General features: G+C 50.2%; 32 protein-coding genes. All 32 read right to left on the minus strand.

Going from position 1 to position 24,641, the window contains the following annotated elements:
• Positions 1 to 10: 10 nt before the first annotated feature.
• Complete coding sequence (gene atpA, locus SLIP_RS11340; protein ID WP_013176427.1) at positions 11 to 1,519, minus strand: F0F1 ATP synthase subunit alpha; 1,509 nt, start codon at positions 1,517 to 1,519, stop codon at positions 11 to 13.
• Positions 1,520 to 1,541: 22 nt separating this feature from the next.
• On the minus strand, positions 1,542 to 2,090 hold the full coding sequence (locus SLIP_RS11345; protein WP_013176428.1) for a F0F1 ATP synthase subunit delta: 549 nt from the start codon (positions 2,088 to 2,090) through the stop codon (positions 1,542 to 1,544).
• On the minus strand, positions 2,084 to 2,677 hold the full coding sequence (atpF, locus tag SLIP_RS11350) for a F0F1 ATP synthase subunit B (RefSeq protein ID WP_013176429.1): 594 nt from the start codon (positions 2,675 to 2,677) through the stop codon (positions 2,084 to 2,086). Before atpF ends, SLIP_RS11345 begins: the two co-directional genes overlap by 7 nt.
• A gap of 147 nt (positions 2,678 to 2,824) precedes the next feature.
• Positions 2,825 to 3,052, minus strand: a complete 228-nt coding sequence (gene atpE, locus SLIP_RS11355) for an ATP synthase F0 subunit C (protein WP_013176430.1) — start codon at positions 3,050 to 3,052, stop codon at positions 2,825 to 2,827.
• A gap of 63 nt (positions 3,053 to 3,115) precedes the next feature.
• On the minus strand, positions 3,116 to 3,799 hold the full coding sequence (atpB, locus tag SLIP_RS11360; protein WP_013176431.1) for a F0F1 ATP synthase subunit A: 684 nt from the start codon (positions 3,797 to 3,799) through the stop codon (positions 3,116 to 3,118).
• A 32-nt stretch (positions 3,800 to 3,831) separates the two neighbouring features.
• On the minus strand, positions 3,832 to 4,152 hold the full coding sequence (locus SLIP_RS11365; RefSeq protein WP_013176432.1) for a hypothetical protein: 321 nt from the start codon (positions 4,150 to 4,152) through the stop codon (positions 3,832 to 3,834).
• Positions 4,149 to 4,568, minus strand: coding sequence for an AtpZ/AtpI family protein (locus SLIP_RS12210; RefSeq protein WP_013176433.1), 420 nt, complete (start codon positions 4,566 to 4,568; stop codon positions 4,149 to 4,151). The genes SLIP_RS11365 and SLIP_RS12210 overlap by 4 nt, the downstream gene beginning before the upstream one ends.
• A gap of 192 nt (positions 4,569 to 4,760) precedes the next feature.
• The gene (locus SLIP_RS11375) at positions 4,761 to 5,075 is read right to left on the minus strand and encodes a MazG-like family protein (RefSeq protein ID WP_013176434.1); all 315 of its coding nucleotides are present in this window, start codon (positions 5,073 to 5,075) and stop codon (positions 4,761 to 4,763) included.
• A gap of 4 nt (positions 5,076 to 5,079) precedes the next feature.
• Complete coding sequence (locus SLIP_RS11380; RefSeq protein ID WP_013176435.1) at positions 5,080 to 5,541, minus strand: deoxycytidylate deaminase; 462 nt, start codon at positions 5,539 to 5,541, stop codon at positions 5,080 to 5,082.
• A gap of 23 nt (positions 5,542 to 5,564) precedes the next feature.
• A complete protein-coding gene (locus tag SLIP_RS11385) occupies positions 5,565 to 6,815 on the minus strand; it encodes a serine hydroxymethyltransferase (RefSeq protein WP_013176436.1) in 1,251 nt (416 codons plus the stop codon).
• 17 nt (positions 6,816 to 6,832) lie between these two features.
• Positions 6,833 to 7,294, minus strand: a complete 462-nt coding sequence (gene rpiB / locus SLIP_RS11390) for a ribose 5-phosphate isomerase B (protein ID WP_013176437.1) — start codon at positions 7,292 to 7,294, stop codon at positions 6,833 to 6,835.
• A gap of 111 nt (positions 7,295 to 7,405) precedes the next feature.
• Positions 7,406 to 7,918: a low molecular weight protein arginine phosphatase gene (locus SLIP_RS11395; protein ID WP_013176438.1), complete on the minus strand. Its 513-nt coding sequence runs from the start codon at positions 7,916 to 7,918 to the stop codon at positions 7,406 to 7,408.
• Between the two features lie 27 nt (positions 7,919 to 7,945).
• Positions 7,946 to 8,527 (minus strand): manganese efflux pump MntP, encoded by a 582-nt coding sequence (locus SLIP_RS11400; protein WP_013176439.1) that lies wholly within the window; start codon positions 8,525 to 8,527, stop codon positions 7,946 to 7,948.
• A 20-nt stretch (positions 8,528 to 8,547) separates the two neighbouring features.
• Positions 8,548 to 9,558, minus strand: coding sequence for an L-threonylcarbamoyladenylate synthase (locus tag SLIP_RS11405; RefSeq protein WP_013176440.1), 1,011 nt, complete (start codon positions 9,556 to 9,558; stop codon positions 8,548 to 8,550).
• On the minus strand, positions 9,530 to 10,420 hold the full coding sequence (prmC, locus tag SLIP_RS11410) for a peptide chain release factor N(5)-glutamine methyltransferase (RefSeq protein WP_013176441.1): 891 nt from the start codon (positions 10,418 to 10,420) through the stop codon (positions 9,530 to 9,532). Before prmC ends, SLIP_RS11405 begins: the two co-directional genes overlap by 29 nt.
• Positions 10,421 to 11,488, minus strand: coding sequence for a peptide chain release factor 1 (gene prfA / locus SLIP_RS11415; RefSeq protein ID WP_013176442.1), 1,068 nt, complete (start codon positions 11,486 to 11,488; stop codon positions 10,421 to 10,423).
• Between the two features lie 30 nt (positions 11,489 to 11,518).
• Positions 11,519 to 12,400 carry a DUF1385 domain-containing protein gene (locus SLIP_RS11420; protein ID WP_013176443.1) on the minus strand — a complete coding sequence of 294 codons (882 nt, stop codon included), beginning with the start codon at positions 12,398 to 12,400 and terminating at the stop codon, positions 11,519 to 11,521.
• 139 nt (positions 12,401 to 12,539) lie between these two features.
• Positions 12,540 to 12,743, minus strand: coding sequence for a 50S ribosomal protein L31 (gene rpmE / locus SLIP_RS11425; RefSeq protein WP_013176444.1), 204 nt, complete (start codon positions 12,741 to 12,743; stop codon positions 12,540 to 12,542).
• Between the two features lie 67 nt (positions 12,744 to 12,810).
• Positions 12,811 to 13,086, minus strand: a complete 276-nt coding sequence (locus SLIP_RS11430; RefSeq protein ID WP_013176445.1) for a ribbon-helix-helix domain-containing protein — start codon at positions 13,084 to 13,086, stop codon at positions 12,811 to 12,813.
• Between the two features lie 133 nt (positions 13,087 to 13,219).
• The gene (locus tag SLIP_RS11435; protein ID WP_013176446.1) at positions 13,220 to 14,473 is read right to left on the minus strand and encodes a radical SAM family protein; all 1,254 of its coding nucleotides are present in this window, start codon (positions 14,471 to 14,473) and stop codon (positions 13,220 to 13,222) included.
• 96 nt (positions 14,474 to 14,569) lie between these two features.
• On the minus strand, positions 14,570 to 14,818 hold the full coding sequence (locus SLIP_RS11440; protein ID WP_041433075.1) for a hypothetical protein: 249 nt from the start codon (positions 14,816 to 14,818) through the stop codon (positions 14,570 to 14,572).
• A gap of 69 nt (positions 14,819 to 14,887) precedes the next feature.
• Positions 14,888 to 15,736, minus strand: a complete 849-nt coding sequence (locus tag SLIP_RS11445) for a peptidoglycan DD-metalloendopeptidase family protein (protein ID WP_013176447.1) — start codon at positions 15,734 to 15,736, stop codon at positions 14,888 to 14,890.
• A gap of 84 nt (positions 15,737 to 15,820) precedes the next feature.
• The gene (gene rho, locus SLIP_RS11450) at positions 15,821 to 17,077 is read right to left on the minus strand and encodes a transcription termination factor Rho (protein ID WP_013176448.1); all 1,257 of its coding nucleotides are present in this window, start codon (positions 17,075 to 17,077) and stop codon (positions 15,821 to 15,823) included.
• Positions 17,074 to 17,532, minus strand: coding sequence for a DUF2062 domain-containing protein (locus SLIP_RS11455; protein WP_273698608.1), 459 nt, complete (start codon positions 17,530 to 17,532; stop codon positions 17,074 to 17,076). Before SLIP_RS11455 ends, rho begins: the two co-directional genes overlap by 4 nt.
• Positions 17,533 to 17,586: 54 nt before the next feature.
• Complete coding sequence (gene glpX, locus SLIP_RS11460; RefSeq protein ID WP_013176449.1) at positions 17,587 to 18,573, minus strand: class II fructose-bisphosphatase; 987 nt, start codon at positions 18,571 to 18,573, stop codon at positions 17,587 to 17,589.
• A 31-nt stretch (positions 18,574 to 18,604) separates the two neighbouring features.
• On the minus strand, positions 18,605 to 19,249 hold the full coding sequence (gene fsa / locus SLIP_RS11465; protein ID WP_013176450.1) for a fructose-6-phosphate aldolase: 645 nt from the start codon (positions 19,247 to 19,249) through the stop codon (positions 18,605 to 18,607).
• Between the two features lie 96 nt (positions 19,250 to 19,345).
• A complete protein-coding gene (locus SLIP_RS11470) occupies positions 19,346 to 20,200 on the minus strand; it encodes a class II fructose-1,6-bisphosphate aldolase (RefSeq protein ID WP_013176451.1) in 855 nt (284 codons plus the stop codon).
• Positions 20,201 to 20,271: 71 nt separating this feature from the next.
• Positions 20,272 to 20,631: a response regulator gene (locus tag SLIP_RS11475; RefSeq protein ID WP_013176452.1), complete on the minus strand. Its 360-nt coding sequence runs from the start codon at positions 20,629 to 20,631 to the stop codon at positions 20,272 to 20,274.
• Between the two features lie 94 nt (positions 20,632 to 20,725).
• On the minus strand, positions 20,726 to 21,325 hold the full coding sequence (locus SLIP_RS11480; protein ID WP_013176453.1) for a YIP1 family protein: 600 nt from the start codon (positions 21,323 to 21,325) through the stop codon (positions 20,726 to 20,728).
• A 91-nt stretch (positions 21,326 to 21,416) separates the two neighbouring features.
• Positions 21,417 to 22,304, minus strand: a complete 888-nt coding sequence (gene sppA / locus SLIP_RS11485) for a signal peptide peptidase SppA (protein WP_013176454.1) — start codon at positions 22,302 to 22,304, stop codon at positions 21,417 to 21,419.
• Positions 22,301 to 23,503, minus strand: a complete 1,203-nt coding sequence (gene alr / locus SLIP_RS11490; RefSeq protein WP_013176455.1) for an alanine racemase — start codon at positions 23,501 to 23,503, stop codon at positions 22,301 to 22,303. The genes sppA and alr overlap by 4 nt, the downstream gene beginning before the upstream one ends.
• The gene (locus SLIP_RS11495) at positions 23,484 to 24,557 is read right to left on the minus strand and encodes a lipid II:glycine glycyltransferase FemX (RefSeq protein ID WP_049765119.1); all 1,074 of its coding nucleotides are present in this window, start codon (positions 24,555 to 24,557) and stop codon (positions 23,484 to 23,486) included. Before SLIP_RS11495 ends, alr begins: the two co-directional genes overlap by 20 nt.
• Positions 24,558 to 24,641: the final 84 nt, after the last annotated feature.

Below are 24,641 nucleotides of genomic sequence, written 5' to 3' on the forward strand. Positions count from 1 at the left end.
CTCTCACCACCTAAGCGAATATGGCCTTGAATTCTTGTATAGCCTTAACCAGATTCTTCTCCGTATTGGCATCCAAGACCTTGGTGTCAGCGATGGTTTTCAAAATATCCGGGTAGCTGCTACGGACGAATTTCAAGAACTCAGACTCAAACTGCTGGACCTTATCGGTTGGGATATCATCCAGCCAGCCATTAACACCGCAGTAAATGGACACTATCTGTTCCTGAACCGGCATGGGCTGGTACTGCCCTTGTTTCAATATCTCCTGTAATTTTTCCCCGCGGTTCAGACGGGCCAGAGTCGCTTTGTCCAGGTCAGAGCCAAACTGGGCAAACGCAGCCAGCTCTCGGTATTGTGCCAGGTCGAGACGCAACTGACCTGCAACTGATTTCATGGCCTTGATCTGAGCTGCGCCACCAACTCGGGAAACCGAAAGACCTACGTTGATAGCCGGCCGAATCCCGGCATAGAAGAGGTCTGTTTCAAGGTATATCTGGCCATCCGTTATCGAAATAACGTTGGTCGGAATGTAGGCTGCAACGTCGCCGGCCTGAGTTTCGATAATTGGCAGAGCGGTTATTGACCCTTCGCCCAGTTTCTCGTTGAGTTTACAGGCCCGCTCGAGCAGTCGGGAGTGCAGGTAAAATACGTCCCCGGGATACGCCTCACGCCCAGGCGGCCTCCGGAGGAGCAGCGACATTTCGCGGTACGCCACCGCGTGCTTGGAAAGGTCATCGTAGATTATCAACACGTCAGCATGGTCTGTTTCCATGAATTCCTCCGCAATAGCTACCCCAGCATAAGGTGCCAGGTAGAGCAGAGGTGCAGGCTCGGAAGCAGTAGCTGCCACCACTATGGTGTAGTCCATAGCTCCGTACTCTTCCAACTTCTGGACCACACTGGCCACGGTGGACTGTTTCTGCCCGATGGCCACGTAGATACATATCATATTTTGGCCCTTCTGGTTAATGATGGTGTCCACGCATATAGCCGTCTTTCCGGTCTGACGGTCGCCGATGATCAATTCCCGCTGACCCCGACCGATGGGGATCATAGCGTCAATAGCTTTTATCCCAGTCTGTACCGGCTGGTAAACCGATTTTCTGCTAACAACGCCCGGCGCCACACGCTCGACTGGGCGGAAAACGTTGGTATTGATAGGCCCTTTACCATCGATGGGCTGTCCCAACGCGTTAACGACGCGTCCAAGCATCGCTTTCCCGGCAGGAACTTCCATGATGCGGCCTGTCCCTTTTACTATGTCTCCTTCCTTAATGTGGGAGTATTCTCCTAATAGAACCGCCCCGACGTTGTCTTCTTCCAGGTTAAGAACCATCCCGTACGTCCCGCCCGGAAACTCGAGGAGCTCGCCGGACATGGCATTCTGTAGACCGTAGACGCGCGCGATACCGTCACCAACGTATATGACAGTGCCGACATTGCTAACCTCGACCTCGGATTGGTAGCGCTCTATCTGTTCTTTCAAAATAGCGCTAATCTCTTCCGGTCTGATACTCATCTCCTTGTTCACCCCTATCGTATTAACTGATCTTAACCTTCCTGAGGTTGTCCTTCAGCATCTCTAGCTTCTTCTTAATACTGGCGTCGATTATCCGGTCTCCCACCCGGACCCTGATTCCTCCGATTAGGGATGGGTCAATGGAAACATTGAAATCGATACTCTTTCCCGTAGCCGTTGCCAGCCTCTCCCTAAGCATTGAAATGTCTGACTCTTCCAGCTTCTTGGCTGATACCAGGTCCGCGTGCAGCACGTTTTTAAACTCATTGGCCATAGCCTTGTATTCTTCGTACATAGCTTCAATATACGCTTCGCGCCTCTTATCGCTCACTAGGAACAAGAAGTTCTTTGTAACTTCGGATATCTTGTCGCCAAACAGCTTAACTATTACATCCTTCTTGTCCTTCGGAGGAATCAGCGGATGAAGCATATAGGCCTTCAACTCCTCGTGCGCATTAATGGCCTGGACCACCAACTCCAGCTCACCTTGTAATTCGTCCACTTTGTTGTTGTCCTGGGCAATAGCAAAAAGCGCTTCTGCATAGCGTCTCGCGACGCTCTTATTTAGCATAAGAGATCTCCTGCTTCCTTGACGAACTCTTTGACCATCCCTTTATGGTCCTCTTCAGTAAGCGCTCTGCCCAGAACTTTCTCCGCAGCCATAATAGCCAGAGTAGCAGCCGTATCCCTGAGTTCTGTCAAGGCCTGTTCTTTTTCGGCCTTGATCTCGGCCAGGGCCTTGTCTTTCTCCGCACGGGCGTCTTGCTGAGCTTTGGCGATAATATCGTTCTTGGCCTCTTCTGCAACCTTGGTGGCTCTGGCTACTATTTCCTGAGCCTCCCGGCGCGCTTCGGCTAGGTTGGTTTGAGCCTCTTTCCTCATTTGCTCAACCTCTGCCCGCAAATCTTCCGCATGCTTTAGCGACGATTCTATAGTGTTGGTCCGTTGCTCCAGCATATTTACTATGGGTGTGTAGCCGAATTTATAAAGAATAGCAAAAAGCACGAAGAAGTTTACTGCTGTCCAACCGATCTTGTAAATGTCAGGGAATGGCGGCACGCCTTCGCTTTCCGCCGCGAAGCAGGAGGTAGCCAATCCAAGTACGAAGAGCATGCTTAATAGAAGGACTGTCAAAGCCAGCCATCTTTTCCTTATCACGGGCATGTTACCTCCATTCCTTTGAGTTGAGCGTTGCATTATACGTTATTAACAGTACTAACAGTGTTTTGGGCGATGGGCTAGGTTCCCTCGGTTCCGTTGCCCCATCGCCCCAAAACCATGTCCTGGTGTAATTATTGACTGGAACTAGCCGATCTTCCCGACCAGCATGAATGCGATTAGTAGACCGTAAATCGTCAGAGTCTCAATGAATGCGAGAGTTATGAACAATAGGGTTCTAACTTGGTCTGCAATCTCGGGTTGCCGTGCGATACTCTCGAAACATTTACCCCCGGCTATACCCTGGCCGATACCTCCGCCCAGCGCACCAACTGCTACTGCGAGGCCAGCTCCAATGGCGAGTGCTCCTTCCATTCCATTTCCCCCCTTTCTTGCTCCAATGCATCATTGAGCAATATTGTAGTTTTTTGATTACTTTTAATGCCCTTCTCCGACAACGTCCGCCAAATAACTGGTCGCCAAAATGGTGAACACCAGCGCCTGGATGAGTCCCGTCAGAACTCCCAGAGCTTGCAATGGCATCGGAACCAGGAACGGAGCCATCAGAACTAGAAAGGCAACTATCATTTCATGACCAAATATGTTGCCGAATAGACGGAGAGTCAGGGACAATGGCCTGGCAAACTGTTCTAGAATGTTCATCGGCAAGAAGGGCCAGTACGGTGAAACGAAGTGTGCCAGGTAGTGACTTCCTTGTTCTCTAAAGCCGACAATGATCACTGCAAAAAAGACAATTGTGGCAAGAGTAGCGGTGATGTTCCAGTCTGAGGTAGGTGGTACGAAACCGTGGATGGTTCCCGCTCCGGGGATAAGACCGAAATAGTTACTGGTGAGAATAAAAAGGAAGAACGTCGCTAAGAGCGGCGTATACCTTTTGGCAGCATGCTCGTTGCCCAAAGCACCACCAAAGAAATTGTAGCACCACTCTACGACCCATTCGAAAAAGTTTTGCAGCCCACGGGGGACCACCTGCATGTTCCTGGTTGCCAGAATGCATACAACCGCCAGGATAATCATTACTAGCCACTGTGCCACGACATGATCATAGACAGGTACTGGACCAATATGAAACAGCGGTTCATACGATGCTCCGAAAATCAATCTTCTCCCCCCCTTCCGTAATGAAATTTTGCCTATTCCTCGCCCGGGGTGTCAATATTACTACCCTTGATTAACCGGGCAATAAGACCCTTGTTTTGGCTGCCTATCGCTAGGAGAATAACCTTCGCCAGCACCAATCCCCCCATAGTACCCAGGGCAAACTGCAGTCCTCCTAGCCAGACCAGCACTCCTAACACTACTACGAGAACCGCGTACCGGAGGTAGTATCTCATAGCAATGTATTTCGGCGCCTCTTCCTCCGGCAGCATTTCAGCTTTGCGTAATACTAAGACCACCAGAAATAGGTTAACCGTGTAAACAGCCAGACCTGTAATGAGGCCAGCCCATATCAATCCTGACCATCTTCTCCCTTAGTTTTGTCCTTCGGATCGCTGTCTCCTGTCTTCTCTTCGTCTTGACTCGGGTAGATATCCTTAACCTTTTCTTGAACTTCCTTGAGACTCTCGCGGGCAACCTTGAGACTTTCTATCACCTGGTCGCCGGGTCTTATCTTGATGTTGTTATCACTTTCCTTATCTTCTTCGTGCTGGCCGTTCTTCCTGCCTTTGCCGAAGGCCTGATCGTATACTATCTTAAGACCGGTCGCTACTCCGAGCAAGAACAGCAACAATGTTAGCCACGGGTCAGTCCCCAGCCACTTATCCAGGTACTTCCCTGCAAAGTACCCGAGGGCGATAGCCGCAGCCATGTTAGTAGCCATGGAAAGGGCATTCCCCAAGGCCCGTTGCCAACCTTGCCTCCGAGCCATCACCTCTCACCTTCAGTACGCATGTTCTCACGTAGCTCCATTATACATTCAGTCACACACCAAAAATCTTTATTCGCCACGCGTAACAAAGTTCCTCTTTTTCCCGAAAAAAAAGTTAGTGATGTATGAGCTCTCGTAACAAGTGGTTATTCTACATCGGTATTAAAAACCCTTTTTAAACAAGTTTCATTATTATTTCTTAATTAAATAGCCCTTCCGGTAAAGCTTTTCATAATGATGGTCAAGAGCCTGTTCGATGTCAACTCCATACCTTTCCTCCATCACAAACATCATGGAAACCGCTGTCTGTGCTACATCCAAAAGCTCCTTGGTTATCAGTTGCACCGCCTCGTTTTCGCTAACCTCAATCCTCTCTCCGCTGAGCCCGCGTAACTTGCCGATGGCTTGAGCTAGTTCTCCTGCCTCCTCCATCAGCTTGAGAGCAGTCGACTCCAACGTCGGAGAAAGGCCATTCAGCCGAGGCAAAGAAATAGTTTTGGTTTTCATGCCATCACCTGCTTTGAAACGGGACCTTCACTACTTCGATTCCCGCTTCTTCCAAGAACTGCAATGCCACTTCATCTCTAAAGTCTCCCTGGTGTATAACCTTCTTGATCCCGGCGTTGATCAACATACGCGCACACAGGATACAGGGCTGGTCGGTGCAATAAAGAACCGAATCCAAAGTAGAAACCCCGTAGCGCGCGGCGTTTATTATGGCGTTTTGCTCAGCATGGACCCCCCGGCATAGCTCGTATCTAACTCCAGATGGAATTCCTTTTTCTTCTCTCAGGCAACCAGCTTCTAAACAGTGTCTCAATCCTTGCGGGGCACCGTTATAACCGGTCGCGATAATCCTTTCATCTTTGACCAATAGCGCGCCTACGTGCCGCCGCAAACAGGTAGATCTTTTCGCCACTACCTGTGTCAGCTCCAAAAAATAATCATCCCACGACGGTCGACAATAGTCCATGCTGCTCTCCCTCGCAAATCATTTTAGATACCGTAAAGAGGGTATTTCTGGCACAACCGAGCCACAATTTCTCTGGCCTCGAGCTTTTTCTGGTCATCTTCAGGATGGTTAAGAGCAAGGTTTATTGCCTGCGCAACCTCATACATATCCTGTTCTTGTAGTCCCCGTGAAGTAACAGCCGGAGTTCCCAGACGAATACCGCTGGTGACAGTCGGTTTTTCCGTGTCAAAAGGTATTGTATTCTTGTTGGCAGTTATGTTTACAGCTTCTAAAAGCTCCTCCGCGACTTTACCGGTCATTCCCTTAGCCTTTACATCCACCAGCATCAGGTGATTATCTGTACCGCCAGACACCAGCCTAAACCCATGGGCTATAAGACCGCTGGCTAATGCCCGAGCATTCTTAACTATGTTTTGCTGGTAAGTCGCAAACTCTTCGCTCATAGCCTCCTTCAAGCACACAGCCTTGGCCGCTATAACGTGCATGAGCGGTCCCCCTTGAGTCCCCGGAAACACCGCTTTATCGATGCGTGCCGCCCACTCCGAAGGACAAAGTATCATGCCGCCGCGCGGTCCTCTCAGGGTTTTGTGGGTAGTCGTCGTAACGAAATCAGCATAGGGAACCGGATTAGGATGAAGCCCCGCCGCTACCAGGCCAGCTATATGAGCCATATCCACCATCAGCAATGCCCCTACCTCGTCGGCGATTTCTCTAAAGGCTTTGAAATCTATCACCCGCGGGTAAGCACTGGCTCCGGCTACTATCATCTTGGGGCGGGCTTTCCGGGCAATGTCCCTCAATTCCCCGTAATCGATGGTCTCTGTCTCCCGGTTTACACCGTAGGGCACGATATTAAAATACGTACCCGAAATGTTCACTGGGCTTCCGTGGGTTAAGTGTCCCCCATGGGACAGGTTCATGCCAAGAATAGTATCCCCCGGTTGTAAAGCAGCAAAATAAACCGCAGTATTGGCTTGGGCTCCAGAATGGGGCTGTACATTAGCGTGCTGCGCTCCGAAAAGCTTTTTCGCTCTTTCTCTCGCCAGCTCTTCCACCACGTCAACGAACTCACACCCGCCGTAATAGCGTTTGCCCGGATATCCCTCAGCGTACTTGTTAGTCATTACACATCCCTGAGCCGCCATAACTGCTCTGGATACAAAGTTTTCCGAAGCTATCAACTCTAGCTTGGTGGCCTCTCTTCTTTCTTCGTTGGCAATAGCTTCAGCCACCTCCGGGTCAACCGGCCTTACATATTTTTCAATGTAATCCAACCTCAAAAACCCCCTCATCACCTATACTTTGGGCTCATGTACTTTGTTTCCAGGGCAGTTATTTTTTCTATTCTGCGGCTGTGCCTACCTCCCTGGAACGATGCACTTAGGAATTCTTTCACAACCTCCCAGGCCTCATTGGGTTCAAGCACCCGTGCCCCTACGGCTATGACGTTCACCCAGTTGTGTTCCCTGGCCATTCTGGCAGTAAAACGGGAATGACAGACTGCGGCTCTTATTCCCGGTATTTTGTTGGCAGCGATAGACATCCCTATGCCTGTCCCACAAACCAAAATCCCCAGGCTCTCTTCGCTGCTTTTCACCGCCAGGGCTACCTTTTCCGCTACGTCCGGATAATCCACAGGTTCCTCCGAATCAGTTCCGTAATCAACAACCCTGTATCCTTCACCCCCAAGTTTGGTTTTGAGAAACTCCTTGAGGACATACCCTGCGTGGTCACTCCCTATAACAATTGTCAAAACCCCTCACCTCATAAACTTTTTTCTAGCCCGTCTGTAGCATATCCTCCCGAAACAAGCCAAAAAATCTACCTCGCACACCAAAGAATAGCTCAGGGATAGTTATAGCCTCTATCCTCCCTGTTCTTCGCATAGTTCCACCAATCGTTCCAAGGCTACCTCTATCAGTTGCTTGAGTTCAGTACAAGCTTCTTCGTAAGCGTCCAGCCCCAGCCCAAACGGATCCATAACGTCGAGGTCGGGGTCCGCTCCGGTGCTGTTTTCGTCCAGCGCAAATTCCTTCAGGGTAAATATTTTGTCTGCTGCCCAAGGGTATTTTTCTATCAATTCGTCTCTATGTATGGCAGTCATCGCAAGTATCAAGTCCGATTCTTCTATCAGTCCTTGTTGTACCGACTTACTCCGATGCTCAGTCAAATCCGTCTGTTCGCATAAAGCCATGATCTCTATCGCTTCTTTCGTAGCGGGCGACCCGTCCAGAGCGTAAAGTCCAGCCGAATCGACCACGAAAGCATCTTTATAGTCGGGGAACTCTTGTTCCAGATACTTGCGGAATAAAGCAGCCGCCATGGGACTGCGACAAGTATTACCGCTACAAACAAATAAAACCCGGACCTTCCTCATCCGCTCGTCTCCCCCTAAAGCAACACATTATAACACCATTTTAAGAGCTATTAATAAAAGAACGCAACCTCCAAGCGTCTGCGCTATTTTCCCCACCGTTTTCCCCAGCCACCGTCCTCCCCAAAACCCGGCAGCAGTCATCAAGCCGGCGGTAATTCCCATTACCGCGACGGTAACCCCTATTGGAACCTTGGCCGTTCCTAGCCCGAAACCGACAGTAAGAGCATCCATGCTTACTGATAACCCGAGTACAGCTGTAGCTGCTAAGCTGACTACCGTGGCGCCAGTTTCTTTTCCCCTTAGGGCCTTTTCTTGCCAGGAATATTCTTTCTGTCCTTTCATCCCTTTCTTTATCATATCGTAGGAAACATAAATCAGAACCAAAGCCCCTAATCTTCCCGCCCACACTCCCAACACCTTACCGACCGTCAATCCTATCTCCAGTCCGAGCAACGGCATCAGTATGTGGAGCAAGGTAACCATGCCTACAAATCGCGCTCGAAAACCTGCGACAACCCTAGCAATCCCAAAGCCTAGAGCCACAGAGAAAGCGTCGGTTCCCAAAGCCACGGCCACAGCTACAACTGTTGCGGCGTCTTCCATTACCATTGCCAGCCCTGCCTTTCTTTCTATTCCTCTAACCGCTGGCTAGACTTTTTCAAACGATACATAAGAGCTGATCCCTTCCCTTCCTCGGGATAAGGTTCAAAGAAGAGTATATCTAGACCCCGTTGGTCCGCATCGCGCAGGACGGCATACAAACGCTTCCCTGCCTCTTCCGCACTCGGCGGCAGCCAATAAACCAGGTCTGATTCTTTCTCGATATGGCGATACTCCTCATAACTATGAGCCACTAACCCTACTTTTTTTCCCTGCTTTTTATATTCATGTAGAGCGCTTGCCACATCTGCTGGCTCTGACAAAAGGATAACCCGCGCTCGAGTTTGGTAATGGGGGTACCTGTCCGCCGGCCCTTTAGCTTCTGCGGTCTCAACCATACCAGGAAGTACTTCCTCCAGTTCCTCCAGCGATATCCCCCCGGGACGCAGTATACGGAAAGGTTTTTGCGTCATGTCCAGTACCGTGGACTCTATTCCCATGCCGGTTGGGCCCGCGTCCAGTATCGCGCTTATCCTGCCATCCAGATCGTTTTTCACATGCTCGGGAGTAGTGGGACTTGGTCGGCCGGAGAGATTGGCGCTCGGAGCTGCTAATGGCCCCGCTTCATCGATCAAGGCTAAGGCCACGGGATGTCGGGGCATCCTCACTCCCACGGTATTCCCCCCTGCCCTAGCGGCTGAGGCCACTGACGGCAGACTTTCCATAACCAGAGTCAAAGGACCAGGCCAAAACCTGTCCATGAGAAGCCGGGCTTCGTCCGGAACCGACTTGATCAACGCTGAAACCTGGCTCATGTTGCTAATGTGAACTATTAGAGGATTGTCTGGCTGTCTCCCCTTAGCGATAAAAATCTTGCAGACCGCTTCCTCGTTGAAAGCATCAGCGCCTAACCCGTATACGGTCTCGGTTGGAAAAGCGACTACTTCGCCCTTGCGAATAAGAGCGGCTGCTTCTGCTATAACGCTAGCCTCCGGGGTCTCCGGATCAACCTTATAACACTTGGTTTGCAGGTGATTCAGCCCCTTTCCTTCCGACTACAACTCGGTCTCTTCCTGCCAGATCTTGTCCTACCTCCACTTCATCAAAGAAATGCTGCATCAAACTAAGCATAGCAGGTCCTTGGTTCCACGCAATCTCGACTAAGATATATCCTCCCTCTCGCAAGCACTGCCGTGCCTGGGGCATCAACCTCCGATAATAAGCCAGACCATCAGCCCCTCCATCCAATGCAATCCGGGGTTCGAATTCTTTCACTTCTAGAGCCAGATTCTCCCATTCGTTCGTAGGAACATAAGGAAGGTTGGCTACTACGATGTCTAAACCGGCATTGTCCTGTCCTAATGGGGTCAAAAGGTCCCCTACCATAAAATCGATCCTGTCATGAACCTGGTAACGGCGAGCATTTTTGCGAGCTAACTCTACAGCCGCGGAGGAGATATCAATTGCCACTATGCGGGCATTAGGCAAGTACACGGCCAGAGCTATGGCAATAGCCCCGCAGCCAGTTCCGACATCCGCAACCCAGAGTGATCCGCCCATCCCGCGCCCAATTGCTATCGCTTTTTCCACCATTACTTCCGTCTCTGCCCGCGGGATAAGCACCTCAGGGGACACATCGAACTCAAGAGAAAAAAACTCCTTCTTCCCAGTAAGATACGCTACTGGCTCACCCTGGACTCGTCGTTTAATGATTTCCCGGTAACAAGACCTTTCATCCTGATTCACGGGCTGGTAATAATTTACATAAAGGCCTACCCGGTCTATTCCCAGAACATAGGCTAATAACAGCTCTGCTTCCAATCGAGGTTCTGCTATGTTTTTGCGACGAAAATACCCGGTAGTCCACTCCAAAAGACTTTTAACTGTCCAAGGCTCCTGCATCTACTCGACCTGCCTCATTTTCTCCGCCTGATCGTGGGTTATCAGGGCTTCGATTATCTCATCCAGCTCACCTTCAAGGACAACATCCAATTTATGCAAAGTAAGGTTTATGCGGTGGTCAGTCACTCGTCCTTGGGGGAAATTATAGGTACGGATCCGTTCGCTGCGGTCCCCGCTTCCCACCTGGCTCCTCCTGGCATCCGCAATCTCGGCTTCATGTTCAGCACGCTTCAACTCGAGCAAACGCGACCTCAAAACCCGCATGGCCTTGTCTTTATTCTTATGCTGTGATTTCTCATCCTGGCAGCTTACCACGATTCCCGTCGGCAGGTGGGTAATTCTTACGGCCGACTGGGTAGTATTCACCGACTGTCCTCCAGGACCACTCGAGCAAAAGACGTCTATCCGCAAATCGTTCGGGTTTATATCCACTTCTACCTCTTCTGCTTCCGGCAAGACTGCTACCGTTGCTGCCGAGGTGTGGATGCGGCCTCCCGACTCGGTAACCGGTATTCTCTGGACCCGGTGCACCCCGGACTCAAACTTCAGTTTGCTATAAGCCCCTCTGCCTTCGACGATAAAAATAATCTCTTTGAATCCGCCTAAATCCGAATAACTCGTGTCCATGATGTCTACTTTCCATCCCTGTTTCTCCGCGTAACGGCTATACATGCGGAAAAGGTCGGCCGCGAATAAAGCCGCCTCCTCGCCCCCTGTCCCAGCACGAATTTCCATAATAACGTTTTTCTCATCATTAGGGTCTTTCGGCAAAAGTAGCAGTTTAAGCCTTTGCTCTAACTTCTCTTCCTTGTCACTTAAGACCCTGATTTCCTCTACCAGCATATTTCGAAGATCGTCATCTTCTTCCTCCTCCAGCATTGCCCTGGCATCGGTTTTGTCTTGACGAACTCGTTTGTACTCCCTGTACGTGTCAACCAATTCACTTAGTTCAGCGTGGGCTTTTGCATATTTTTGAAACCGCGCTTGATCGGCAATTACCTCGGGTTGAGAAAGCAAGGCGGTTATCTCTTCAAATTTCTCTTCCAGCTTATCCAGCTTCTCTAACATACTTGTCAACATCCTCCTGCATCCAAAGCATCAGTTTTCGTCCTTCAAAACCTCTTCCAGCGCACGGATAGCTACTTCTAGCTGTTCGTCGTCAGGCTCACGAGTAGTCAACCCCTGAAACCATAGTCCCGGAGCAATCAAAAACCTACCCCAGGCATGCTGCTGCCATCGCCCCGAAAACCTGATGAACTCATATCCCAAACCAGCCACTGCTGGCAATACCAGTATTCTGGACCCGATTTTCCAAAACAGGCTTCCTCCTCCCAGCAGAGCAAATATGAAGATAGAAATTACTAAGACTACTAGAAGAAAACTCGTACCGCAACGAGGATGAAGAGTGGAATATTTACGAGCGTTTTCCACTGTCAAGTCGTCGCCGTGCTCGTACGTATGGATGACTTTATGCTCCGCCCCATGGTACATGAAGACCCGCTCTATATCTTTCATTCGCGAAATAGCTACCAGGTAGCCTAGAAAAACCGCAATGCGTATGAAGCCTTCCAAAACGTTCTGAACCAAAATCCCTGGCACCCAATGTCTTATCAGATGTACTGCCCCCACGGGCGCCACTATAAATAGTACTATCGCCAAAACAAGGGCCAGCAGTATACTGCCAGACATTTCTGCCCACGACAACTCTTCCTCTTCTTCCATGGCCAAGTTGGCAGACTTGCTGAGAGCCTTCATTCCTAGAACTAATGAGTCGAAGAGGACAAAATTCCCTCGTAGCAACGGCCATTTAAATACCGGGTTTCGTTCCGCATAGGCGACGGTTCTTTCCTTCTCGGCAACTATGCTCCCATCTGCCTGCCTTACTGCAACTGCGTAGCTGCGTGGCCCCCTCATCATTACTCCTTCGATAACGGCCTGCCCTCCATAGTTAAAAGAGCTGACGACCGAATGCAAACCCACACGCAGCCGGCCTACCCGAGGGATAAAACTATTCTGGAATAAATATCCTTGTTTCCGGGGCAATAGTACCAATCCTTTCGGTCCCCTTCATGATTACGGAACTATCGTTTAAAAAGAATAGCAGAGATGATCCCTGCTATTACTTGAGCCCGTATTTCTTCTTGAACTTGTCTACCCTACCGCCTGTCTCTACAACCCTTACCCTTGTTCCGGTATAAAAAGGATGACACTTCGAACAGATCTCGACCCTCAGGTTCTCCTTAGTGGAACCGGTCTCAAAGGAGTTACCGCAAGCACAGGTAACGGTAGTCCTGAAGTATTTGGGATGTATCTCTTTTTTCACTTTCTCACCTCTTCTCCTCCCTTGGTAACGCAGATAATTATATCAGGTGGGCCTGCCAAAAACAAGATTACAGTCGTCTTCGACCGTATATATATCTATCATGAGCTGCCGACCCATCTTCCGGGCCTTCTATTTCGCCGCTTATCCCGATAATGCTTCGTAAAGGATTAATGTTCAATCTATGCTTTTCCTGTCTGATAAAACTGTCCAGTGCCTCCCGTATTACCTCGGCCTCGGCGACCCGTTTGACTTCGGCCAGCTTTTTTAGCTCCTCATCCTGTTCGGGCATGATGTATGTCTGTTTTCTCACCATCCGTAATTTCGGCTCCCTGACTTTCCGCATCTACTTTCCCCCTGCTATCCCATCTCTGTAGTAAGCTTAAATTGTTATACTTTATATCTTGCTTTGGGTGATGTTGTCAAAATCCCACGGCCTTCTATCTCATCAGCAACGAGCTCGTATCCCGAAATCGTAGCTACACGGGTTTGGGACACGTGTACGAACCTACCCGGACCTTGGCGGAACGCAGGGCCAGGATCAAGCCTTTGACACCCATGGTGGCACCAGAACACGAGAAAAGAGGGAACAACTGTTCAGGATCCAGGTTAAGGTTCCGTAGCTGGACCATGCTTACGCCGTTTCGGGTAACGAAATCGAGAAGGGTTCTTATTTCATCCTCCCGGTCGGTAAATCCGGGAAAGGTCAGCAAATTCAAGGAGACATATACGCCTTTTTTTCTGGCGTAACGGATAGATTCTTCTACATCTTCGAGCTGGAAATCTCGAGGTCGGTGATAAACAGCATAATTCTCCGGGCGGCAAGAAAAAATAGTCACCCTCATAGCGTCCAGCCCGGCATCGACTATCTTCTTTATCCCCTCAGTAAAACCGGCGTTGGTGTTGAGGTTTATGGTGCCGCGGCCTGTTCTTTTGCGCATGGCCTTTACAGCTTCAGCCAAGATTTCATGATTCAGAGAAGGTTCCCCTTCGCATCCCTGCCCGAAGCTTATAATCGCTTCTCGGGCTCGCGCCAGATGGTGCACCCCTACCTCGACAATCTCTTCTACTTCCGGCACGAAGTCAAGCCGATCCTGGGGTGAAACCGCGTCCCCGTGCTGTTCGGAAATACACCCTATGCATGCCGCGTTGCAAGCCGGGGACGTGGGTATTCCCCCTTCCCAGCGCTCGTAGAATATGTTCTGCGCGGTAAAGCAGCTGTAGTGCTTGGCACAGTGCGAAAGGTGCTGCAGTATCCGGTTGTGAGAGTGGAGCGAAAGCCGCTTTTCGATCCTCTTCTCCAGGGATGGGGTGTTGTAGAAACGAGGGTGCCATTTGCGGTGTTCATCGGTTTGAATCGCAGCCACGTAAACTTCATCGCCTTTCAAAGCGACAGCCGCGTACCCTAGCAAGGGCAAGGTCTTTTTCCCTGTCGGCACAACCGTGGCCGGAAGATAGGTCCTCGTAAATCCCTGCGGCAAAAGGGCAGCCACAGCATAAACCCTGCCCCTGCCAGAGTAAGGGTTCGCTTCCAACAGGACCGCTTTACCCTGCTCCGGGTCCCAACCCACCGGGTAATGCTGAGGTACCATTACCAGAGACGCACCTGAGGGCAACCTCATCATTTCTCCTCGCTTCGGAAGGGCCCAGCTATCAGCGGTCCTCCCCAGCATCTGCAACTGGGGGTGTTCGAAGACACGCCCCTTCTCATCTGCGAATAGAGTCAAATACATGTAGGATTCTCCTCTCGACCGCACATACCTTATCCAATTATCACTCTTATTTATTCTTTCATAGATAACCCTCGAGCTAATCCTAATACAACTGGTTCAATTGCCTAGCGTTTCCAGCCACCAATCCAAGCTTCTTTCGACGCAGCGGGCAACAAGCAAGGTAAAACTCCGGTAATCTCCTTTAATGTGTGCCTCGTCCAAAGCCTCGTAATATCTCAGACGGTCTCTTTTCTTGATGATGGCTGGAGGATAGCCTGCCTTTATCAGTTCGAAGTTCATCAGGATGCATATCAATACTAACATGACACTAACCCTTCTGTCTCCCACCCGTAAGCGGTCGCCCATGACATGCGCACCCCCAAAAAAAAGAGCCGAAACCTGTCGCGGCCGGCTCTTTTTGGGTTACGGTCAGTTTTAGCGTGACAAGAACAACAGAGGGTTTTTTACCTCGTCGTCCACGCGAACTTCGAAATGCAGGTGAGGCCCCGTACTTACTCCCGAACTTCCCACCTCTGCTATCACCTGTCCCCGCCTTACTTTTTGCCCCTTTTTGACCTTTATTTTGCTGGCGTGCCCGTAAAGCGTGGTTTTGTTTCCCGGGTGTTTTATTATCACCGTTTGCCCATAAACCGGTTTCCAACCCGCAAATATCACCTCTCCTGCGTCCGCGGCACGGATAGGTGTTCCCTTTTTGGCTGCGATGTCTACCCCGTGATGAAACCCTGATTTCCGCCCCCCGAACTTTGAAGTAATGGTTCCTACTAACGGCCAACTCAGAGCGGAAGTCAAGAAGCCACGGGAGGTTGGAGCAACAACCGGATACGGCTTGCTTCCCGGAATTAACAGAACTGTACCGGCTCTCAGGCGTTCCGGCCTGGTAATCCGGTTAGCGTTAAGGATTTCGTTAACGTCCGCCTGATACATGCGGGCAATCTTCCACACGGTCTCGCCCGTCTTTACCCGGTGTAACCTTGATTGCCGGTAGGGAATTTTAATCAGCTGTCCTTCTAACAGTAAGCTGTTGTCGTCAAGACCGTTCATCGCCATCAGCACTTCTACGTCGATGCCCAAGTTGCGGGCTATACCCCACAGTGTTTCTCCCCTCGCTACCCGGTGCAACCTGGTTTCGCTGTCAGCGGCAGAAGTACCGCTTCTCACGCAAGGGACAAAGTCGTCGCGGGTAATCCAGGCCTGGGCGCGACCTGGGGCCAGGCTTATAACCAGAGCCAATACAAGTGCCAGTTTCCCCGCTTTTGGGAACATAATTCCACCTCGAAGAAAAAAATAAGGGTCAATCACCCTTATTTTTCCCAACAGTGCACAGATTATACCGGTTTCGGCCTTTTTTTAGTTATCGGCAAACACCATGGGGGCTGCCCGCAGCAGGTCTCGATTCGATTTGGTTTTTCTCAACGTGTCGATCATTATCTCCATTATTTCGGTTGTCTGGTAATTGCTGAACATCCGCCTTAAGTTCCACATCAGTTCCAACTCTTCCGGAGAAAGAAGGAGCTCCTCTTTGCGAGTACCAGAACGTTTGAGATCGATGGCTGGGAAAATCCGCCTTTCGGCTAGCTTTCGATCCAAGACCAGTTCCATATTACCTGTTCCTTTGAACTCTTCAAATATAACCTCGTCCATACGCGAACCGGTCTCTACCAAGGCCGTAGCCAAAACAGTCAAGCTACCTCCTTCTTCAATCTTGCGGGCAGCACCGAAAAAGCGCTTGGGCTTGTTCAACGAAGCGGGGTCAAGCCCTCCCGAAAGGGTCCGGCCACTGGGGGGAATTACTAAATTGTGGGCCCTTGCCAGGCGGGTTAAGCTGTCGAGGAGGATAACCACGTCCTGCTTATGCTCTACTAAACGTTTCGCCCTCTCAAGCACCATTTCCGCGACCTTTACGTGGTTGTCAGGGGGCTCGTCGAAGGTAGAAGCGATTACCTCCGCTTGTACCGAACGCTGCATATCGGTTACTTCTTCTGGACGCTCGTCGACGAGCAAAATAAATACTATTATTTCCGGGTGATTAGTAATAATGCCGTTGGCAATCTTTTGCAACAGTACTGTTTTTCCTGCTTTGGGGGGAGCAACTATCAACCCCCTCTGTCCCTTTCCGATAGGAGCTACCAGGTCTATTATGCGGGTACTGATTTCATGGGAGGTAGTTTCTAGCTTGATTTTTTCGTAGGGGTATAACGGGGTCAGCGCATCGAAGTGCAAGCGTCGGGGAGATTCTTCGGCCGCAAACCCGTTAACTTTCTCCACCTTAAGCAAAGCGAAAAACCTTTCGCTGTCCTTTGGCGGCCTTACCTGTCCGGATACCCGGTCCCCAGTCCTCAAATCGAACTTGCGTATCTGCGATGGAGAAACATAAATATCATCCTGGCTGGGGAGATAAGCAAAGGGTCGCAAGAAACCGTAGCCGTCGGGCAGAATCTCGAGTACTCCTGATGCTTCCAAAAGCTGGTCTGAGTTGGTAAGCGCCTTCATTATCTCGAATACTAACTCTTTTTTTCGCAGGCGAGAGTACCCGGTTAGATTAAGCTCTCTGGCCATTTGGTACAACTCGACCATGGTTTTCTGTTCCAGTTCCGATAAGTTCAACCAATATCCTCCTCTCTGGTTGACAGCAAACTAATAATTCTTTGTCTATATTTTGACAGGAGCACCACTAATACCCCCACCAAAATTGCTCCTAACACCACTGTGTTGGTAATCAGTCCCACCACGAAAACCTTGGAATAGGCTAAACAAGTCTGAAAGACCAAGCGGGGCGACTCAAGAGGCCAGCTGAAAACCTTTCCCAAATAATTCCCCGTCAAAGCCGCCCCCACTTTGAAGTTCAAGTATAACATTACAGGAAACAACGGTTTAAATAGAGTCTCTCCAGCAACAGCAGCCACTATGTTGGTGCGAGAAATAAAAGCAACTGCCACAGCTATCGGAAGCCCAAATCCCATGGTAGGAAGAAAATTCACGCAGGAACCGAGGGCGAAGCCCACGGCTATTCGTAGGGCCGCATCTTCCTTTTTAAACACGCGCAACAGCAGGTCTGACAACGACTTACGCAGGCGCTTGATCCTAGAAATAGTACAACATCCTCACTTATCTCTTTATGGTTCAAATACTTTAATTCTATTATCCTTGAAAAGCGGTTTTCTATCAAGCTGATGATCTGCCACAATGTATCTTACCGTCCCGGACGTACCCCTCATCACCAGGCTGTGGGTTCGAGCTCTCCTTGCCGAATACCGCACTCCTTTCAAGAGATCTCCATCGGTTATACCAGTAGCGGCGAAAATTACATCCTCCGACTGTACTAATTCTTCCAAAGTGAATAAATGGTTAATGTCGGATATCCCCATGCTACGAGCTCTTTCTACCTCTGCCTCTTCCGTCGGCCAAAGCCGTCCCTGAAAGTCGCCGCCCAAGCAACGTAGGGCTGCCGCCGAAATAACCCCTTCCGGAGCTCCGCCAATCCCCATCAATATATCGACTCCGGATCCTGGATAAGCAGCCGCCACTGCCGGGGAAACGTCTCCATCCGTAATCAGCTTAATCCGGGCTCCCGCCATCCTGATTTCCTCTATCAACTCCTGGTGCCGGGGTCGATCCAAAACCACCACCGTTAGTTCGCATATCTTCTTATTCAAAGCTTTGGCCACTTCTTTCAAGTTGTCCTTTACCGGGGCATCTAAACTTACCCTGCCTTTGCACTCAGGGCCTACCGCAATCTTGTCCATATACATGTCTGGAGCATGAAGCAGGGTACCCCGAGGCGCCACTGCTAACACGGCAATAGCTCCGGTTAAGCCCTTGGCCACTATGTTTGTCCCTTCCAGCGGATCTACAGCAACATCGACCATGGGAGGCACCCCCATACCAACTCTTTCTCCGATGTACAACATGGGGGCCTCATCCATTTCCCCTTCACCAATGACAACAATACCGTCAATCTGAACTGTATCGAAAGTTGCCCTCATGGCTGAGACGGCAGCCTCATCCGCCGCGTCCTTGTTGCCTCTCCCCATCCACCTAGCAGCGGATAAAGCAGCTGCTTCGGTAACCCTCACAAACTCCAGTGCGAGTTCCCTCTCCATTGTGGTTTCCCTCCCTTGCCGTAACCCGGCCTCACGCCCTTACCTTCTTCCAATCCTCCAAAAACCTAGCTATACCCAGGTCTGTCATAGGATGCCTTACCATCTGCTTGATAACGTTGTAGGGAACCGTGGCTATGTGAGCTCCGATCTTGGCAGCTTCCACCACGTGTACCGGGTGTCTTATGCTGGCTGCTATGATCTCGGTGTCGATGAGGTACTGGTTGAAAATAGACACTATATCGTCCAATACCGTCAGCCCGTTATTTCCGGTATCGTCAATTCTGCCGATAAAAGGACTGACGAAACTGGCCCCGGCGCGGGCTGCGAGCAAAGCCTGGGCTGGAGAAAAAACCAGAGTAGCATTAGTCCTTATCCCCTTATCAGCCAGTAATCTAATGGCCCTCAACCCGCTTTCGCTCATGGGAATTTTGATAACTACGTTCGGGTGAATAGCCGCTAATTCCTGGGCTTCAGCTATCATGCCTGCTGTGTCCATGCTTATGACTTCAGCACTAATTGGTCCATCCACTATACCACATATTTCCTTTACCACGGTCTTAAAATCTTTTCCTTCCCGGGCAACCAAGGTAGGATTAGTGGTAACTCCAGCCAAAAACCCCATGTCGTTTATTTCCTTTATTTCTTCCACGTTGGCCGAATCGATAAAAATGCGCAATGCCAAACTCCCCCTTTCTTTCACCCTGACAGCAGCCAGCCAAAAACCAACAACGCTCCTCCCCAATTCTTAATTCTTAATTCTTAATTCTTAATTCTAAATTCTACCCGCGCTTCCAAACAGTCTTATCTTTTCCCTTATTATTTCTACGGCCGCTTCCCTGGCTGGGCCGAGAATTTTCCGAGGATCGATTTCGCGCTCGTTCTTGGCTAGTTCCTCCCGCATCTTCCCTACGAACGCTTCCCGGATATTGGTGTCAATGTTTACCTTTCTCACGCCCAAACTGATAGCCTTCCGGATCTGATCGTCCGGTACCCCGGATGAACCGTGCAGAACGATTGGTATATTAGTAAGTTGGCGAATCTTGGCCAGCCGGTCGAAATCAAGACGGGGTTCGCCTTTGTACTGCCCGTGCGCCGTCCCTATGGCCACCGCCAGCGAATCCACCCCTGTCTGTTCTACGAAATACCGAGCTTCTTCAGGATCCGTAAACATTGCCTCGCGCTCGTCTACCGACACGTTATCTTCCGTACCGCCTATTTTCCCCAACTCTGCTTCCACCGATACTCCAACGGCTCGAGCGATCTCTATCACTTTTTTGGTGATAGCGATGTTTTCCTCCAGAGGCAATTTTGAACCATCATACATGACCGAAGTGAATCCACCTCTGATACAGCGAATTACCTGCTCAAAACTGGTACCGTGATCAAGATGCAGGGCTACTGGTATGTCCTCGTCTCCTGCCGCAATTTTCACCATTCCGGTAATGAAGTCGAGCCCGGCGTACTGGATGGCTCCTTGACTGGCCTGCATTATGACCGGAGCCTTTTCAAGCCTAGCAGCTTCCATGATGGCTTGAACGATCTCCATGTTGTTGGCATTGAAGGCGCCTACCGCGTACCCCCCTTTCTCCGCTTGTACCAATAGATCAGCTACAGGTACCAAAGCCATTATCCTCACCTCTCTGACGTGATATTATGTAAATCGCAAAGCCCACTTATGTACAAGAAACGCGGTGCAGCCTAGCCGAGTTCTTCGGCCACCATTTCTCTCAAAACAGATATATCAAACGGCTTCACAATGTACCTTCTAACCCCTATTTTTTGGGATTTTTCTATGAGTTCGATTTCACCGTAAGCGGTCATCAAAATAATCGGTATATTCTCACTTATGTTTAGTATTTCCTCCGACGCCTCTATCCCGTTCATATTCGGCATTTTCATGTCCATCAACACTATATCGGGGATGCTTTTTCGCACTTCCTCAACAGCCTGCCTGCCGTCAGCCGCGACAGTTACCTCGAACCCCTCCTGCTTGAACAGTTCCTCCAAAAGCCGGCGAATTCCTTTCTGGTCATCGACGACCAACATACGTCGAGCCATCCTTTTCCTCCCTCCAAGCTAGTGCTTCATCGAGAGTATCGTACACTCGATATCCGCCCTTAAAAGCATTATATACATTTATTGGCACTTATGGCTAGAATCCCCCTGCCGCTACCCCCAACAGAACTATCATTATCACTAAAAGCAACCCTGTTATCACCATGGGAAAAGCCCACAACATTATTGCCTGTGATGTTGACACCTTTAGTGCCTCGCGCAGGGCCACGACTTGCAGGCCAACGGTCCAAAGGCATATTCCCAACGTCAGCAAAATGACCAAAGACTCCCAAACAAACACCCGTCCCAGCAGCCGAAAGGCCGGCCCCAAAGTGCTGGGCAAGTTAGCCAAAGCCAAAGCTGCTAACAGGCCTCGACCGTTTCCCCGTTGGTACAACACTTCGGATGCCAATGAATAGACCGCTGCCGAAACAAACCATATTAATAACGACACCACTACATACCCTACCCCGTATACCAGAGAAAAATTGGCTACACGGTCAGCAAGCACACTCCAATCCGGCGGCAAACCAGAAACTACATTTCCCCTGAAAAGGCTGAAACTGACCACAGCCCCGAACCCCAAAGCCGCCAACCAAATCGCAAAAACCTGCCTGAGAGGCTTTTCCTCTCCCACGTAGCGAAAGGTCGCAGCCGGGTTAAAGAATACCCCGTAGACTAATTCGTGTGCCCGCAAGTTCCTCCCCCCTTCCCCAAGAATGCAAAAAGACCATCTGATATTCTGCCGTGTTAGACTTTGCCTTGCGACTCCTAACCTTGAAAGCAGTTCATCTTATACTTAGATAAGGCTGAAGAATAGCCTTTGAATTCAGTAACTGGGAAAAAACCTTGGAAAAAGGATCTTGTGGGTTTAACTCGATGACTTGCGGTTCTCCGGACAGGTTAGCCAGTTCCTTTGTCCTTTCCAAAGCATCGTAGTAGTTGCCCAGGTGATCGACGAGCCCTATTTGTTTAGCCTTGTTTCCGGTCATGACTCTACCATCTGCAATAGTTCGTATCTCGTCAGGGCTCATCTTGCCCCGCCTACCTTTCTCTACCTGGAGCAAAAACTGCTGGTAAACATCATCAACCAATTCTTCCAGCAATTTTCTCTCTTCAGGAGATAGTTTTCGGGTTATGGATCCCATATCTTTGTATGAACCACTTTTTATTACCTCAGTTTCGATCCCCATTCTACTGAACAGTTCTTCCAGATTTACCTGCTCAGTTATGACTCCAATACTGCCGGTAGTAGTAGCCGGGTTGGCAAATATCTCATCGCAGCTAGCAGCAACCCAGTATCCGCCGGAAGCAGCTACATCTCCCATTGAAGCCACCAGGGGTTTCCCCTTCTTTTTTAGCCGCTCTATCTCCCTTGCGATTTCTTGGGCGGCTACCGCACTACCTCCCGGACTATCTATGCGAATTAGAACTGCCTTTATGTCGTCCCTTTTTCCGGCCTCTCGTAAAGCTTCCATAATCTCCTCTGTCTGGGTAGCTCCCCCGTACCCCTGGCTGGCCCCACTCAACACGCCCTCAATCCTCACCACTCCGATTGCTCCCCCGGCTCCGACCATGGACGCTGACCCGGAAGTATCGGGAGACCATTTTACCGCCAACACCAGCACAGCTAAGCAAAAAGCCACGATAAGGCCAACCACTAACCTCTGCCTCACTCCACCACCTCCCTCTTGGCACCCAAGACTCCTTCGTCATCCCCTTCCGCTTCAACTAAACATCCGTTCTCTATGTATGCACGACGAATGTCGCTGGGAGCTAAGGTCCTTTTTACCGGTACCTCCACCACTGTGCCCGGTTCCACTGGAAAATCCGGAGGTAGCTCAACCAAACAAAATTGCATGAACACCTTGCCCCTGACCGGGTACTCGTCTTTTCCTATCTTGACCTTAACCGTAAACCGGCTTAGATTCAAGTATGATCCTACCAATTTGGCGATTATCTTGAACAGGTCAAACCAACTTCCAGGCCTTGATAACGCTTCTAGCCCCAATCCGTCCGCGAACCCGACCGGTACCACTGCTATTTTCGATGCTGCCCTGGTTCGATAGGTACGGTAATAGCCCAGATAACTGCCTGCTGGCATTTCCCTCACCGCCGTTACTCTCGCCTTGAACCGGTAAGGGTTTTTAAGCTTTATCTTGTTGGGTACGTGTCCAGCCGGGTGCTGTCCGCCAAGCAACGTTCCTATCCGGACCGCATCTAGGTGCATTTCGGGGAAACGAAGAGCAGCCGCACTGTTACAACAGTGTATTAAAGCTGGCCTTATACCATTACTGGTTAGAGCATCTACAGTCTTCTGCAACTGTTCGAACTGGCTCTGCGTAAATTTTGGACTCCGCGCCCCAGCCTCCGCAAAGTGCGTGTACAACCCTTCTAAAACCAGCCACTGGTCGTAGTGTATTAAGCGGGCTAACTCTAAAGCCCGGTCTGCTGTTACCCCGAACCTTCCCAAACCAGTGTCGATTTTCAAGTGAATTCTCACCTTCTTATTGAAGCGAGAGGCAGCCTCACTCGCTAGCCTGTAGTCCCTGTAGCTCGCCACCGTCAGGGTCAGTCCCTGCTCAACGGCCTTCTCGATCTCCCGTTCGCCTGCAGGGGCAAATACCAGGATATCGGTACTGATTCCTCCTTCTCGCAGTTCGAAGGCCTCTTCAGGAAATGTAACGGCGAAATAGTCTACCCCGTGCCGCGCGAGCACCCGTGCCGTCCCCACCGCTCCTAATCCATATGCATTAGCTTTGAGAACGGCTATGAGGCGGGTGTTTTCCTTCAGCAAGGATCTAACCGCTTCAAGGTTATGAACCAGCGCGTCAATATCAACTTCTATCCAGCGGTTATTCGGCATAAGTTGCATGTCCCTGTTTTCTTCCTCCGCGTTTTCGCCACCGTATAATCCATCTTGTCCCCCGGTAGTATAATGGTAAGGCCCATTCCCACAGCCAATAGAAAAAAGGCGAGAACACCTTGTCCCATTCACCCACGAATTCTACAAATTCACCGCCAAATCCCTTCTTAAACCGGTACAACCCATACAAGGGGTTATCTTCCCTCAATTCCCCGGACACCCCGCGAAAATCGTACAGCGTACATCCCTCTTGTTGCGCCCATCGGATCATAGACCACTGCAAAAGATAATTAGGCATAACATTGCGATGTTGGTTGCTGGAAGCCCCGTAGCTGTACCATACCTTGCTCCCCAGTTTTAATGCTAAGGTACCTGCTATCACCTTTCCCTCGTATTCGGCAAGAAAAAAACGGGCAAGGCCTTGCGGTACCAGTTCATCCCAAATGGTACTGAAGTAGTCATACCCGCGAATAAGGAAATTGTCCCTCTCCGCGGTTTCCTTCAAGATGGAGTAGAACACGGGGAGTTGCTCCTTGGTTTCCATCGGGTAGACCTTTACTCCTTTTCGTACAGCTAGCCGGATGTTATAGCGGGTTTTCGAACTCATCCTGCCAAGAAGCTCTTCTTCGGAAGGAGAAATGTCCAGTCTAAAGACAAAAGTAGGCTGTACCCCTTCGAACCCTTCTGCGGTCACCGTCTTCTTAAACCCGTTTTCGCGTAAAAGACGGACAAACTCTTCGTCGCTCGCCGGAACATCCGGATCTATCTTTAGGAATATCGCCCTGTGTTTCCGTGCCAGTTTCCTTACCTCTGTTATCAAAGCCGCAAAAAGTTCGCGGTCATGCACATCGATTACTGGACCCCTCGGCGCGTAAAAAATGCTCCTTTCGAGTCCTGGTATCGGAAGCCGCCGTTTCAGTATCAAGATTGCTCCAACTACCTGTCCGTCCCGCTCCAACACCATGGGTAGAGGCTTCCAACCGGTAAATGCCTTGACCTGCCCCCACTCCCAGGTTTGAAGGATGTGGCCTTTGGGGTGCCGGGATACAAATTCGTCGAACATCTCCTTCTCTCGGTCTATTACGACCCGACCTGTGTACACACTACTCTCTCCTTCTGGCCGATATGATTATCAGAAAGCCCACCC

The organism is Syntrophothermus lipocalidus DSM 12680 (assembly GCF_000092405.1).
GTDB classification, from domain to species: domain Bacteria; phylum Bacillota; class Syntrophomonadia; order Syntrophomonadales; family Syntrophothermaceae; genus Syntrophothermus; species Syntrophothermus lipocalidus.

What these genes read in the sequence shown, in the direction of transcription:
- SLIP_RS11435 (WP_013176446.1), bottom strand. Translation starts at nt 14,473, where the DNA reads ATGTATTTGACTCTATTCGCAGATGAGAAGGGGCGTGTCTTCGAACAC.
- SLIP_RS11470 (WP_013176451.1), bottom strand. Translation starts at nt 20,200, where the DNA reads ATGGCTTTGGTACCTGTAGCTGATCTATTGGTACAAGCGGAGAAAGGG.
- SLIP_RS11380 (WP_013176435.1), bottom strand. Translation starts at nt 5,541, where the DNA reads ATGGACTATTGTCGACCGTCGTGGGATGATTATTTTTTGGAGCTGACA.
- SLIP_RS11430 (WP_013176445.1), bottom strand. Translation starts at nt 13,086, where the DNA reads ATGCGGAAAGTCAGGGAGCCGAAATTACGGATGGTGAGAAAACAGACA.
- SLIP_RS11445 (WP_013176447.1), bottom strand. Translation starts at nt 15,736, where the DNA reads ATGTTCCCAAAAGCGGGGAAACTGGCACTTGTATTGGCTCTGGTTATA.
- SLIP_RS11475 (WP_013176452.1), bottom strand. Translation starts at nt 20,631, where the DNA reads ATGGCTCGACGTATGTTGGTCGTCGATGACCAGAAAGGAATTCGCCGG.
- SLIP_RS11375 (WP_013176434.1), bottom strand. Translation starts at nt 5,075, where the DNA reads ATGAAAACCAAAACTATTTCTTTGCCTCGGCTGAATGGCCTTTCTCCG.
- prmC (WP_013176441.1), bottom strand. Translation starts at nt 10,420, where the DNA reads ATGCAGGAGCCTTGGACAGTTAAAAGTCTTTTGGAGTGGACTACCGGG.
- alr (WP_013176455.1), bottom strand. Translation starts at nt 23,503, where the DNA reads ATGCAACTTATGCCGAATAACCGCTGGATAGAAGTTGATATTGACGCG.
- glpX (WP_013176449.1), bottom strand. Translation starts at nt 18,573, where the DNA reads ATGGAGAGGGAACTCGCACTGGAGTTTGTGAGGGTTACCGAAGCAGCT.
- atpE (WP_013176430.1), bottom strand. Translation starts at nt 3,052, where the DNA reads ATGGAAGGAGCACTCGCCATTGGAGCTGGCCTCGCAGTAGCAGTTGGT.
- SLIP_RS11495 (WP_049765119.1), bottom strand. Translation starts at nt 24,557, where the DNA reads ATGTTCGACGAATTTGTATCCCGGCACCCCAAAGGCCACATCCTTCAA.
- SLIP_RS12210 (WP_013176433.1), bottom strand. Translation starts at nt 4,568, where the DNA reads ATGGCTCGGAGGCAAGGTTGGCAACGGGCCTTGGGGAATGCCCTTTCC.
- prfA (WP_013176442.1), bottom strand. Translation starts at nt 11,488, where the DNA reads ATGTTAGAGAAGCTGGATAAGCTGGAAGAGAAATTTGAAGAGATAACC.
- SLIP_RS11345 (WP_013176428.1), bottom strand. Translation starts at nt 2,090, where the DNA reads ATGCTAAATAAGAGCGTCGCGAGACGCTATGCAGAAGCGCTTTTTGCT.
- atpA (WP_013176427.1), bottom strand. Translation starts at nt 1,519, where the DNA reads ATGAGTATCAGACCGGAAGAGATTAGCGCTATTTTGAAAGAACAGATA.
- SLIP_RS11400 (WP_013176439.1), bottom strand. Translation starts at nt 8,527, where the DNA reads ATGGTAATGGAAGACGCCGCAACAGTTGTAGCTGTGGCCGTGGCTTTG.
- SLIP_RS11395 (WP_013176438.1), bottom strand. Translation starts at nt 7,918, where the DNA reads ATGAGGAAGGTCCGGGTTTTATTTGTTTGTAGCGGTAATACTTGTCGC.
- SLIP_RS11440 (WP_041433075.1), bottom strand. Translation starts at nt 14,818, where the DNA reads ATGGGCGACCGCTTACGGGTGGGAGACAGAAGGGTTAGTGTCATGTTA.